This window comes from Limibacterium fermenti (assembly GCF_041902845.1).
Taxonomy (GTDB): Bacteria; Bacteroidota; Bacteroidia; order Bacteroidales; family Dysgonomonadaceae; genus Limibacterium; species Limibacterium fermenti.
In genome coordinates, this window is the sequence record NZ_CP159486.1 from 1,203,148 (window position 1) to 1,215,644 (window position 12,497).

Annotated in this window: 11 protein-coding genes and 2 pseudogenes; 3 read left to right on the forward strand and 10 right to left on the reverse strand. The window is 34.7% G+C overall.

Going from position 1 to position 12,497, the window contains the following annotated elements; all coding sequences use genetic code 11:
• Positions 1–41 precede the first annotated feature (41 nt).
• The 3 genes from ABNK31_RS05575 to ABNK31_RS05585 form a co-directional block, all read right to left on the reverse strand.
• Complete coding sequence (locus ABNK31_RS05575; protein WP_418894714.1) at positions 42–494, reverse strand: hypothetical protein; 453 nt, start codon at positions 492–494, stop codon at positions 42–44.
• A gap of 292 nt (positions 495–786) precedes the next feature.
• Positions 787–1,575 (reverse strand): nucleotidyl transferase AbiEii/AbiGii toxin family protein, encoded by a 789-nt coding sequence (locus tag ABNK31_RS05580; RefSeq protein ID WP_418894715.1) that lies wholly within the window; start codon positions 1,573–1,575, stop codon positions 787–789.
• Entirely contained in the window at positions 1,572–2,189 is a 618-nt protein-coding gene (locus tag ABNK31_RS05585; protein WP_418894716.1) for a type IV toxin-antitoxin system AbiEi family antitoxin domain-containing protein, read from the reverse strand. The genes ABNK31_RS05580 and ABNK31_RS05585 overlap by 4 nt, the downstream gene beginning before the upstream one ends.
• 591 nt (positions 2,190–2,780) lie before the next feature.
• Here ABNK31_RS05585 and ABNK31_RS05590 point away from each other — a divergent pair.
• Positions 2,781–3,068: a transposase gene (locus ABNK31_RS05590; RefSeq protein ID WP_418892548.1), complete on the forward strand. Its 288-nt coding sequence runs from the start codon at positions 2,781–2,783 to the stop codon at positions 3,066–3,068.
• The gene (locus ABNK31_RS05595; RefSeq protein ID WP_418892547.1) at positions 3,065–3,922 is read left to right on the forward strand and encodes an IS3 family transposase; all 858 of its coding nucleotides are present in this window, start codon (positions 3,065–3,067) and stop codon (positions 3,920–3,922) included. The genes ABNK31_RS05590 and ABNK31_RS05595 overlap by 4 nt, the downstream gene beginning before the upstream one ends.
• A 169-nt stretch (positions 3,923–4,091) precedes the next feature.
• Here the strand turns inward: ABNK31_RS05595 and ABNK31_RS05600 are convergent, their stop codons facing one another.
• The 7 genes and pseudogenes from ABNK31_RS05600 to tnpA form a co-directional block, all read right to left on the reverse strand.
• On the reverse strand, positions 4,092–4,544 hold the full coding sequence (locus tag ABNK31_RS05600; protein ID WP_418894717.1) for a hypothetical protein: 453 nt from the start codon (positions 4,542–4,544) through the stop codon (positions 4,092–4,094).
• A gap of 374 nt (positions 4,545–4,918) precedes the next feature.
• A complete protein-coding gene (locus ABNK31_RS05605; protein ID WP_418894718.1) occupies positions 4,919–5,953 on the reverse strand; it encodes a hypothetical protein in 1,035 nt (344 codons plus the stop codon).
• Between the two features lie 2 nt (positions 5,954–5,955).
• Positions 5,956–6,177: a KTSC domain-containing protein gene (locus ABNK31_RS05610; RefSeq protein WP_418894719.1), complete on the reverse strand. Its 222-nt coding sequence runs from the start codon at positions 6,175–6,177 to the stop codon at positions 5,956–5,958.
• A complete protein-coding gene (locus tag ABNK31_RS05615) occupies positions 6,174–7,958 on the reverse strand; it encodes an ATP-binding protein (RefSeq protein ID WP_418894720.1) in 1,785 nt (594 codons plus the stop codon). Before ABNK31_RS05615 ends, ABNK31_RS05610 begins: the two co-directional genes overlap by 4 nt.
• Entirely contained in the window at positions 7,945–9,246 is a 1,302-nt protein-coding gene (locus ABNK31_RS05620; RefSeq protein WP_418894721.1) for an SIR2 family protein, read from the reverse strand. Before ABNK31_RS05620 ends, ABNK31_RS05615 begins: the two co-directional genes overlap by 14 nt.
• Before the next feature lie 50 nt (positions 9,247–9,296).
• Positions 9,297–9,487, reverse strand: a pseudogene (locus tag ABNK31_RS05625) (helix-turn-helix transcriptional regulator).
• 818 nt (positions 9,488–10,305) lie between these two features.
• Positions 10,306–10,437, reverse strand: a pseudogene (tnpA, locus tag ABNK31_RS05630) (IS66 family insertion sequence element accessory protein TnpA); the annotation flags it as partial.
• 128 nt (positions 10,438–10,565) lie between these two features.
• Between tnpA and ABNK31_RS05635 the strand changes: the two are divergent.
• Complete coding sequence (locus ABNK31_RS05635) at positions 10,566–12,494, forward strand: MrcB family domain-containing protein (RefSeq protein ID WP_418894722.1); 1,929 nt, start codon at positions 10,566–10,568, stop codon at positions 12,492–12,494.
• The last annotated feature ends 3 nt before the right edge of the window (positions 12,495–12,497 follow it).

A 12,497-nucleotide genomic window follows, 5' to 3' on the forward strand; every position in this document is an offset into this window, starting at 1 on the left:
GGCGCTTAAACCATGGCGAACTAATTCATCCGGAAATTCATTCAAAGAAATAATTTTTTCCCATTTATCTTATTACCAAGCAATTCTCTTGCACCTTTTCTCGTTCCGGCATGCATATAAACGTTTTCAATATTGAGTTTTAAATATGCCGCTATCCGAGTGGAAATATCGTAATAGGCTAACTCGCCTACTCCTGCTAATCTTACACTTAAAATGATAGATAGGAGCTTGTCAAAAGACTTAGCAAGAGAAATCTCTTCCTCTTTTGTTTTTAGCAACTCTGCAAAAATATTTAGTGTCAACCGCCCAATACGTCTCTGGTGACTATGGATTTTGTTTTGAGCATTAATTGATTTCGCTGCCACTTCAATAGCATCAACTAACGATTTTTGTTGTTTACAGAAGTCGATATATCTATCAGGGTATTGCTTTTTGTTTGCTTTATATTTTGAGACAATATTCTCAAAATCTATCTTCTCTTTCACTTTATTCATACCATTGCTTTTTTCTTGATTCACATTAAGATTCTACTAAAGAAAGTTCATTAATAATTAAAGACATCTATCGTTTCACCATCTCCTTAAAGAATTAGCAAATATAACAATTTTAAATAAGGTATCTACACTGTTTCATAACTACCTTTTGCATAAAATAAATCATGTTGTAGTCTATCATAATAACTACAAATTGCATTTTGAATTTTGAGAGTAATTTTTTCTCTTATAATGACCTCTGATGGTTTTATATAACCATATCTTTCTGAAAAAAGTCCCCTTAAATTTTGCTTTATTCCATTAATGAATTTACCAATTCCCCAAATAGTAGAATCTTCTCGCTATTCGATTTATTGAATAGTAAGTGTTCAAAGTCCTTTTGCTTCTTCTTCAAATCTATTGTTTTCAAGAGTTCGGTTGTAACCTGCTTGAATTCACGCAAATTATGTACTCCGCAACGTTTTGATAGAAAATCATAATCCGGTTTAGACTGTGCCAACAAAAACATCAGGTCATAAAAATCACGTCCTTTAGCGCGAGCTAACATGGCTGCAATTTTCATACTACACAATACTCCATCAGAAGGAACAGGAAACGGGAAAAAAAATCCGCACCCTTTGATATTTCTGATAACCGGAGGATAAACAATCCCTTGGTCTTGGCTTTCGACCTTTATTAAAAAGCGTTCTTCCTTATGTCCGCTCAATCCCAAATCAAACAAGAGTTCCGGGAAATGGATATTGCGCCTGAAAGCTGTTAGCTTCGGATTATCTTTATCTTTTGCTTCTACCCTCAGCCCTGAACGTTCCAAAAACAGGATTACTCCGTTTGTCATTTCAATAAACTCGTCTTTCGACAGGTCTTTACAGTCGAAATCCAAATCTTCGGAGAACCGATCTATTCCTTTTACCAAACGCAGGTTTGTTCCACCGATAAAAGCCATCTTTTGGATGTATGGCGTGGAAGAAAGATAATCCAGAATCGTCAACTGCAAATACTCTTTCAGTATGTGCTTATCGAATCCCGAATTTCCACGCATTTGTGTCGGAAAATAATTCTTTATCTGTTCAATCTGTATCATAAATCATAAGTTTTTAAAAGCAACTTTACCCGATGGTCAAGCGCCTTGTTTTGAAACTTAACGCAGTAATACATCAGTAAATCCTTATTTAAATCATCGTGCAGATAATCTTCATCCAAACGTAATTCTTCCAATTCCTGTTCGCTATCGTAAAATGGATAAAGATACAGTAAATCAAGCAATGCCTTTTCTGGTTTGGCAAACTGTATGGTACGATTGTCCGCCATTGGCTTTAAGTCATACCCAAATAGCAGATTTTCTTTGACTTTCTTATAAGAGTATTCTCCAAAGTCATTGACAAAAGAAGTCGTTTTAAGTGTGGTTATACTGATAATCTGTACCACTGCTTCCGGTATCATTCCGTAAAATGACAATGCCGTGTGCAGACTGATATAGGACGGACGATAAATCCGGTTGGCAAAATAAAGGGAATAATCTGGCTTGTTCTTATATTCTGAAAAAGTAAAATATCCCTGCCGTAACCGGATAAGATATCCTTTCTTTACCCACCGGGTAAGGTTATTCCGGTCAAAATCCGGTTGCCATGCATATACCTGATAGATATTGAAGCATGCCAAATCGAACATTTTATCCTTAAATTCCAGAAAGGTCATTTTTTTGTTTTGTTTCTATTGTGCTGCAAATATAGTGCATTTTGGAAACAAAACAAAACATTAGAGTGAGTTTTGATGTTTCTTACGTATGCTCTTTTATTCCGTTGCCACCGAACAGTTGTGGCAGCAACAAAGTAAAAACACTCTAATAGCTACATGAAATTATAGTTTATTAGAAGGAGTCATTTACAAATTTTCTCAACTTCCTTCCAAAGATAACTTTTGGAGTATCATTTTCTACCTCAATATAGTGTGTTATCGTTGATACATAATCGACAAAAGTCTTTTTTAAAATCCTCCTTACTTATAACCTCTTGCACTGCCGAACAAAGAACTTAAAGAAAACTCACTTCTGTAGTTTCCAAAATTTACTTTAGCTAATTTTTAATCGAGTGAGGCAAGACCGGGAGATTGTTCAAACTCAATAGCAGGCGAGCAATATATTATATCTTTAAATGCTTTTATGCTCTCAGCATTGAGTTTAGCAAGTCTGACTATAATTTTATTTCTTTGATCAGATAAAACTATAATACTCCCCAAAATTAGGACAAGAAGTTAAGTAGTATCTTTGTGCGTAAAAGACAAAGAATTATGAATAAAGGAAGTCGGAGAAAATTCAGTGCTGAATTTAAAGCCAAAGTAGCGTTGGAAGCATTGCAAGAACGAGAAACCATTGAAAGTTTGTGTAAAAAATATGATTTGCATCCCAATCAGGTAAGCCAGTGGAAACGTTCTTTCAAGGAAGAAGGAAGCAAGGTCTTTGAAAAGAGTGTCGGGCATGATGAATTATCAGAAAAAGACCGTCTGATAGCAGAACTTTATCGTCAGATAGGGGAATTGAAGGTTGACAATGACTGGTTAAAAAAAAAGCTGCGATGATGCCTCCGGAAGTACGCCGCGAATTGGTCGAACGTCAATCTCCGGAGATGAGTATAGTGCGTCAATGCAAGCTGCTTTCGATTCACCGTAGCGGGTTGTACTACACCCCTTCTCCTGAAAGTGAGGAGAATTTGGGGATTATGCGTTGGTTGGACGAACAATATCTTTCCACTCCATTTTATGGTGTTGAGCGACTTCTACCCTTACTCACCCTGTTAGGGTATAGAATCAACCGTAAACGGCTCAGACGGTTAATGCGCATGGTGGGTTGGCAGACCCTTTATCCGGGCACAAGGACCACTATCCCGGGAAAGGATGGGCACAAATACCCCTATTTGTTGAAAGGGCTGAAGATTGACAGGCCGAATCAGGTTTGGGCCATTGACATCACCTATATTCCCATGTCGAAAGGGTTTATGTATTTGTTTGCCATTATCGATGTTTACTCACGTTATGTGGTGGGCTGGAGCCTGAGTAACACGATGAGCGCGGAATGGTGTGTGGATTGTATCGAAGAGGCTATCTCGGTACATGGAACACCGGAAATAATCAATTCTGACCAAGGCAGTCAGTTCACTTCGGATATTTACACCGATTGCCTGAAAAGGCATGAGATTCGCATCAGTATGGACGGTAGAGGTCGTGCCATCGATAATATCTTTATTGAACGTTTATGGCGCAGTGTGAAGTACGAACACATCTATTTGCATGCGTATGACGATGGAAACAGTTTGTGGAAGGGATTGAACGGGTACTTCCGGTTCTATAATCACGACAGGCTCCATCAGAGCCTTGGCTACCGACCGCCGATAGAAGTCTTCCAATGTGGAACGGGACGGCTGAAAACGGCCTGATAGGGAGAGCCTTTTTTTAGCTCATTCCGCTTCGGCTACGCCTTCGCTCCATGAGCTAAAGAAAAAACAGCGAATAAAATGAAAGAAAAGTATTATAAACCAAATAATAAGTATAAATTTGTATGAAGATATTTATCTTAACGCACTTAATAAAGTGATAATACCTGTCCTACAACTGGGGAGTAGTGTAAACAACTGTGTGAATCCCGATGTTGTTGAGTATTATTTTTTGATTTGTGCTATCGAGCATAAATTTATTAATAGTATCCATTATCTGAATTAATTCTCTAGATGAGTATTTTTTTTCTTGTAAAAGGAAATGTTGATTCCCAATTCTTTCTATAATATCCCTTTTTACAGTTATTGAATCTCCTGTAATATTAATAATAAGCATACCAGTAGAATCAATAAACGCACCAGCAAAGTATACAGGATAATCCAAAACTTGATTAAAATCTGTACTTTCTTTTTTAAAAGACTTTATAAGCTTCTGATAGTTTTCAGAAGATATTGACATTCTCTTGTCTTTTGTCTCTTTTTGTTTGTCGTTTTTATTATTACAATCTACTTGAGCAAATACTATAATGATTAGCAGCACAAGATTCATAATTTTTTTCATCATATAAATATAAAACTGGCGAATATGTTAAAGATTTAATTAGAATTACTTTTGCAAAAATAGTAATTTTTGTCCTGATTATTAGATTTATTCTTCAGTTCATTATAAATAAATTAGTACCTGTATACTGGATAGATCGGAATTAATATTACATTCCCCTATTTAGCATATAACACATAACTTTATCGCAAAAAAAAGTTCCTTAATGATTTTGTTACTTATTGATCCTCTAATTGTGCTTTTGAAAAAATATGCACCTTCATTTATGCCTATATTCTTTATCAACACATCCTGAAATTTTAAATTTGTCCTTGCCATATTGATACTATTGTGTATTTGTAAAACATATTGTTTGGCAATGTATTTTGCTATTTTTACTAAATGCTCCCTAACTCAGTTATATCTTTCTCTATAGGTTTAAATTTGTCTTTCACTTCTTCACCTGAATAGAAGTCAAGTAAATCTTTTTTAGTCAATGTTCCATCTTGCAAAAATTTCCTCATGTATTCTTGATTGAATTCCATCAATAAGATAGACTTTTCCAATTGTTTCAAAATCGCCTTATTATTTTCAATATTATTATATACAAGCGATTTTATTGATAAAGCTTCATTTATATCCTTTATGATCCGATTTACAAGAATGGCTAATAAATCCTTGTCTAAATCAATTTGTTTTGCATTTAAGGCAATATCACGCGCTAACATATAGGCTATGGATAAGTTTGAATAGTCTCCTTTCTGAGAGTCTACAATAACAATAAACCCTATTTCCGAAATATAACCGACGTTTTCAGAGAATTTAAGAATGGAATTATCTACTAATGACCTGTCAAAAACAATGATACTAACTTTTCCATCTCTGTTTGCTTCAGCCTCAATTAACTGGCTCCAAGCTGTATCTATTTTTCGAGTAAAAATATCTTTGGATTCAACATCTCCTAACCGAATGCTTTTGTCGAATTTACATTCAATGACAATTTTCAGGTTATTATCTCCATTTATGTCGCAAACAATATCTCCGGTTTTGTTCTTTGCAAGATTTCCTGTTGTATTTCCTGTGAGTATAGCTCTATCTTTTAATCGTTTTTCTTGGAAATAATTGTTTAGGAATTCTGCTATCTCATCTTCAGCCAAAATTCCTTTAATCGTAGATTTGTAAAAGAGTTCCTTCTTCATTTCGAAAATCATTTTGAGACTTTCAAGTTCTGTACCCAGCTCATTAGACGTTTTAGACAAAAAAGCAGAAATCCGATCCTCCATTAATGCCAAAACTCCAATATAAATAGCTCGGAGTAACTTGTCATCTCTTTCAGATACAGGTACATTATCAAAGTAATTGAAAACAATTGAGTTTTCAATTTCGAACTCTTTTACTTCTACTCTTTTTAACTGCTGATTTAAGTTTAGCATTATTATTCTATTCTTTCGTAAGGATAAACATTTTTGAAATTTCTATTTAAATAAGAGCCGTGAGAAGGAGCTTCTAAAAGATTTTGATATTCGTGTATGGGAACACCAGTGTAAACATAAACACTTCCATTTAAAAATCTCACATAGACTTCTTGATTTTGTTCATCATAACCAATACTATCAATGTTAGATGAACTTACTGGGGTCATTTCGGGTATATTCATATTTTATAATTTTTATTTCGCCAAGATTTTAATAACTGTTTATATTCATTTTTTGCATCATCAATTTTTCCCAACCATTTCTCAGAGGCTTTAGGGTCTGAACTTTTAGGGGCATTTGCAATTTTAAAGAATTTCACTCTTGAAGGTATTTTTACAGCTTCTCCTGAAATTAGAGCTTCTCCTGTTCTCAAACTTGGTAGCAAATCAACCATACTTTGTAATTCATCTTGAACAGCGGAACGAATATGCCCCCTGTCTTTTGCGTTATTCATACGCAAAGCAATCATAGTACCACATTGACTTAGTACTGTTTCATCCAATTCTGACGGTCTTTGTGTGACAAGTAATAGTCCTACACCATACTTTCGTCCTTCTTTTGCAATCATTTGAACTGTTCGTGAAGATATTGAATGCTCTCCAGCTTTTAAATAACTATGAGCTTCTTCTAAAACAATTAACAAAGGTTGTTGTTTCCCACCAACCTTTGTATTAACACCCCAAAATAAACCATCGTAAATAATTTTCAGAAGAGTCCCTGATATCGAAGATGTTATTTCACTTGGAATACCCGATAAGTCTAAGATGGTTATTGGCAATTCATTCCCAAGCCATTTCAAAAACATAGCATCTAAATCTTCTTCTGTTTTCCCATCTTTATCTGGAGTTAGCTTTCCTGGAGAAAATAAGAAACTGTAACTACTATCATTTAACTTATTTCTCATACTATCCAAAAAACTTAATAAACCTTTAGCTTTTTGATTCAAAAATGGAGCACTATTTCCCAATCCAGGAGCAGGGTATTCGTTTGAAATAAGTTTTTCTGCATCACCTTTTGTAGTTAATTCCGTTAAGTTTGTTTTAGCATAATCTGTAAAGGTCCTTTTTTCGAAATCAATCAACTCAAACCATAGTCTTTTTATACTAAAAGGAATTGGAGAGTCAGCAGTAATGGATTCTTTCGTTACTGCTATTTCATTATCTTCTGCACTTTTAATTTTTGCGTCTACAACCTTTTCTCTAATGTATTCTCTGTTTTGATCTGTCAAATTTCCGGAGAATATTTTCATCAATTCATTAAACGGTAACGCCCAAAAAGGGATTTGTAATTTATTTTCGTCATCTGATGAATTTACCTCTATTACTTTTGAATGTTTTGAAAGTGCATCATTATATTCACCGTGGGGGTCAATTACCAAAATTCTTGAACTTGGAAAATTTCTATTCGCTATAGATTGAAGCAATACTGATACTGAATTTGACTTACCGCTACCTGTTGACCCAACAATAGCACAATGCCTTGAAATGAGTTTATCTAACTCAATTTTGGCATCTAAACTTTCTGATACACTAATACTTCCTACGGTAATTGAATTGGCTTCTTCATACCCTCCATAGATTATATCGAGGTCATTTATCGTTACTAAATGGACTTTATCTCCAGTTGTCGGATATTGTGTAATGCCTCTTTCAAACTTTTTCCCCACCTGTTCGCCTGCTAAAACGATATTTATCCATCGTGTGTTTTTCAAAATATCATAATCCTTAGCTACAGCTTCTCTCAAACTTTCAGGAATTGCAGCAGAACCTATTTGTGTAACAATATCATAGAGATTAGCATACCCCAAAGGAATTCTTACAAACGAACCTATTTGGCCCACGCGATAAACAACGCCATCTATAATAGGCATATTGGATTTTATATTGTCAAACAACTTAACGGAAATGCTATTCCCGCTAATGCTATCTATTTCGCCTATTTCCGTTATTCTATTTTTTGACATTATCTCCAAACTTTTTTATTTCGTTATCGCTTACCATAGAATTCAGGAATGTGACGAGCTTACCAAAATCCGGTAATATAAATTCTCCTTTTCCTGTCCAAATTTCTTCACCTTTTGTTTCTTTATTTTTTTCGCCGCTTGAATCTATCGCACCATCTTCATCAAAGTATAAATTAAGATTTACAGTATCGTCTTTTGATGGCTCCGATTTTAACTTCCACTCCCCATAATTACAACCAATAACTGCACTACGTGAAGCATAAATCGAAATCTTAGGGTTGTCTAATCCTATTTTTGAAACATTAGCTTTTTTATTAATTTTATCAAACTTATCATATATCAGCCCTATGACATGTGATGTAGTATTTGTTTTCAATGCCGAAATAATACGTGAGTTAATATGTTCGTCTCCCCATGAATAACCACAAGTAATCAATATCGCATCATCTTGCTTTAGGAAATTAGACAATCTATCCATCAAACTTTCATAAGGTTGTTTTTTTGACTCTTTATATTTCAAAGTAGATGGATAAATCAAAATATCATCGTCATCGGGACTTACTCTTAATATCTTTTCTGTATCCTTATCATAATGCCAACCTAAAGAACCGTGTATTTTCCACAGTTTTGTTTGTTTAGATAAAAACGAAAAATCTTCGACAGATTCAGGATTGAAAAAGGCTCTAAGGCTGCCACAAAATCCATCGTAATAAGGGATTTCTCGATGCTCTAAACCAAGCTCAAATAAAAAGTCGTAATTGGTAGTGAATATTTCAATCGGATATTTTCTCTCAGCCTGACCAATCCAATTCGCAAAGTCTGTTTGTACTAATTCTCTTACGATGTCTTTTTTTACGATTTGTTTAAATTCCTTTTTTGAAACAATATCGCACAGAGTTATATTATGAATACTTACTTTTTCTCTAACTTCTTTCTTGATTCTTTTAATCAAATCTATAAACTCATCTTTACTAATAGAATTCAGTACACCTTTCCCTATGAATAAAACTTTTTGCTCAAGATTAGACAGTATAGTTTCTATGTTGAAGTTTCTGTCTCCAAGTTCATCTTTTATTTCTTCTAATGCTGCTTTGTATTTAGCATTTTGCTTTCCAACATCTTCAATTATTTCAAATGTCATTTTACCGATGGCGGGTACAGTAAGAGAATTTTTATTTTTAGTTGCTAATGAACTTCCTGCACCAAAAAGAAAACCTATTTTTTTCTTGTCTGATATTAAAATTTGCTGAATACCTCGTATGTACTCTGATGGGTCATGTGTTACCATATATGTGTCAAATTAACTGGGTCATTAATTACATCCATTTACTATAGTCTTTAATGTATCAGCAATTCACTTACATCAACATTCAGTACTTTTGCAATAGCAAACAACGGTTCAAGCGAAGGTTGAGAAACATTGGCGCACCATCGAGAAACAGTTGCTTCATTTTTCCCTGATGTTTCAGCTAACCATTGCCAGTGCGTTTCTTCTCTACAAGTACAACTTTTAATCTATTTAGTTCCATTCGTCAAATTATTGATGTGTTTTGCAAATGTAGTGATTTAATCTAATAATATTATCTTTGCTTATCATATACTTTTCAATATAATGCTATAATGTCGCTTTATTACCTTGCAACGGTAGAAGTTATTCTCGTCCCGTTGGTTATTCTCGCAGGCTTCCGCCTTCCAAACGGCGGGGAAGCATAAGCGGGAAATAACAGAGATAGGCGCGGGAAATAACTTCAAAACAATTGTATTAACGCCTGAAACGTTTTTCGGTTTCTTCTTTTTTCTTTCATCGGCAATCTGTTTTTCCTGCATGTTGTGCCATCTGCGATTACCTGCTGCTTGCTATTGCCAAGAAGATGTTTCATGTTGATCAAGAACTTTATATTTTATCGTCCGTCATCGGCGAAGTACTCTTTGAGAGGAAGCCTTTAGGAGAACTGTTTGTTAAATCAAAACGTCCGATGAATGATCCCGCTTCAGATCAACTGAACCTATGGGGAAATTTCTTTGGACAGTAGTGTTCTTCTTTAAAATGCTTGCTTTCTGCTGAAGCACAAATATATTATTTTAATCTATAAGGTACAAATTAAATTATTCACTCAAATTTATATCCTCTCACATCTTACTTATGCCTGTAACGGCCGTAACAGTTACCGGCGTTACTAGAAAAAAGTAGCATGGGATTCATTCATAGAACAAATAGGTTGATGGGGCTTTGCCCCCGCGAGCTTCCCCCTCCGTCTAAGTTATCAGGGGAGATAGGAAAAAAGCGTTTTTGCAGATTTTATTAATGAAAAAGAAATAGAGGAATTATATATAGGGATACTCCCCTGTACTTGCTTTTCCAGTAATAGAAACTCGAGCGGGTGTACGACTCGTTCTCGCAAAAATCCTTGATGCTTAACCCGCTTTTCTGTTGGCGCTCGAGGAACATGATAAATTCTCCTTTGCTGATTGGCTTCATTAAATCAAGTTTGCCGGCAAAGATCAGCAAAAATCACTAACCCCGAAACGGGTATTTTATCGGGGGCTTACTGATAGTCTAAATAAAATGTTATATTTTTGTATTTAAAGCGTAGTTAAAGATTATTTATGAAAGATTTACCTAAGAACATTAAGCCCGAGCATATCGTTAAGGCTATTCATAAGATTGAGAAAGAAGGAATCCCCGCACAAGCGCATTCTTCTACGTATGATGTCCTTTATGAGGGCAAAAGATTTCCGCCAAAATTAGTTGTATCCTATGCTAATATTTTTGCTAACGGAGTAGCATTGGATAGAAGCACATTTGAAGGAGGGATTGGGACTGCTTGCTTTAAAATACTTGAAGAGAATGGATTTACAATAGTAACAAAAGAATCTATGACTGGGTCAGAAGAACCTATTAAAGAACTATTAGGATGCTTTATAAAACAGGCTCATACGTCTGATCAAAAAACTAAACATTATCTTAAAGCTTTTGACGGATTAAAGGTAGATATCAGTTTTGGGCAAGGAAATAATGCTCATGTTCCATGGATCTCTTTTTTAGCCAATGGCAATACAACGAGCGATGGTATTTATCCTGTCTTTTTATTTTACAAAAAGTATGATACTCTGATATTGGCTTATGGTATTAGTGAAAAGAATAAGCCACATATTGAGTGGAATATAGCAAACGGTGAAAAGGAAACGGTAGAGGACTATTTTAAAACAAAAGGAATTGTCATGAAGAAATATAAAGATTCTTATGTATATACCGTTTATGACACTTCAAAAGAGTTAGATTTTAAGTCCATCGAGTCCCATCTAAGAAGCTTAATTCAGGAGTATAGAATGACTTTGGATAATGCTCAAAATTCAGAACTTATAGATTCAAAGGAACTAAAATTAAAAGCAATAGACATAAGGCCTATCGATACAAAATCAAAAGTGAAACAACAACCATTTGATTTGTCCTCTTTTGTCAAAGATTTAGAATCAACGGGATTGGTCTTCTCAAAGCAATTAGTAACTCGTTTTGTCTTATCATTGTTAACAAAGCCGTTTGTAATATTAAGCGGATTATCGGGATCTGGTAAAACCAAACTAGCTATTTGTTTTGCAAAATGGATCTGCGAAAATGATGATGAGCAACTACGGGTAGTGCCCATAGGAGCAGATTGGACTAATCGAGAGTTTTTATTGGGATATCCTAACGCCATCAAACCAGGTAAATATGTAATGCCAGACAATGGTGCATTAGAACTTTTGTTTAAAGCCAATAAAAATAAAGATAAACCCTATTTCTTAATCTTGGATGAAATGAATCTTAGTTATGTCGAGAGATATTTAGCAGATTTTCTCAGTGCAATGGAATCAGGAGAAAAAATACCTTTAATGAAGGATAGCGAAGATGTGCCTGCTTGCATTGGTTTACCAAAGAATTTGTTTATTATTGGAACTATCAATGTAGATGAAACCACCTATATGTTTAGTCCTAAAGTCCTTGATCGGGCCAATGTTATAGAGTTCCGAATTATGCCGAGTGATTTAGACAATTTCTTTCAAAAGTCAACAATTAAAGATAAAAAGTCTATCATGGGTAAAGGAGCCTCGCAAGCAGTCGATTTTACAACAATTGCGAATAGTGATGTAGATCCTCAAAATATTGAAAGCCGACAAGCTATAATAGATACCCTGAAAAAATTCTTTTTAGAATTGAAGAGTATACATGCTGAGTTTGGATATAGAACCGCAAACGAATTATTCCGGTTTATATCATTGGGGCAGAAACTAAAAACTGGGTGGACTTTGGATGAGATTATTGACTCTGCTATTATTCAGAAACTATTACCGAAGTTACACGGTTCACGTAAAAAGATAGAACCCACACTAAAAGCCCTCTGGAGTTTATGTGTCAATGATCAAGAGCTTAATTTAGAAACTACTTCTGAATTTTCAGAAGAAAAGTCTATGAAATATCCTTTATCTGCTGAAAAAATATGGCGAATGTTTCGTATTGCTCAAGATAATGGTTTTACAAGTTTTGCTGAAGCTTGATGT

What these genes read in the sequence shown, in the direction of transcription:
- ABNK31_RS05575 (WP_418894714.1), bottom strand. Translation starts at nt 494, where the DNA reads ATGAATAAAGTGAAAGAGAAGATAGATTTTGAGAATATTGTCTCAAAA.
- ABNK31_RS05580 (WP_418894715.1), bottom strand. Translation starts at nt 1,575, where the DNA reads ATGATACAGATTGAACAGATAAAGAATTATTTTCCGACACAAATGCGT.
- ABNK31_RS05585 (WP_418894716.1), bottom strand. Translation starts at nt 2,189, where the DNA reads ATGACCTTTCTGGAATTTAAGGATAAAATGTTCGATTTGGCATGCTTC.
- ABNK31_RS05590 (WP_418892548.1), top strand. Translation starts at nt 2,781, where the DNA reads ATGAATAAAGGAAGTCGGAGAAAATTCAGTGCTGAATTTAAAGCCAAA.
- ABNK31_RS05595 (WP_418892547.1), top strand. Translation starts at nt 3,065, where the DNA reads ATGATGCCTCCGGAAGTACGCCGCGAATTGGTCGAACGTCAATCTCCG.
- ABNK31_RS05600 (WP_418894717.1), bottom strand. Translation starts at nt 4,544, where the DNA reads ATGATGAAAAAAATTATGAATCTTGTGCTGCTAATCATTATAGTATTT.
- ABNK31_RS05605 (WP_418894718.1), bottom strand. Translation starts at nt 5,953, where the DNA reads ATGCTAAACTTAAATCAGCAGTTAAAAAGAGTAGAAGTAAAAGAGTTC.
- ABNK31_RS05610 (WP_418894719.1), bottom strand. Translation starts at nt 6,177, where the DNA reads ATGAATATACCCGAAATGACCCCAGTAAGTTCATCTAACATTGATAGT.
- ABNK31_RS05615 (WP_418894720.1), bottom strand. Translation starts at nt 7,958, where the DNA reads ATGTCAAAAAATAGAATAACGGAAATAGGCGAAATAGATAGCATTAGC.
- ABNK31_RS05620 (WP_418894721.1), bottom strand. Translation starts at nt 9,246, where the DNA reads ATGGTAACACATGACCCATCAGAGTACATACGAGGTATTCAGCAAATT.
- ABNK31_RS05635 (WP_418894722.1), top strand. Translation starts at nt 10,566, where the DNA reads ATGAAAGATTTACCTAAGAACATTAAGCCCGAGCATATCGTTAAGGCT.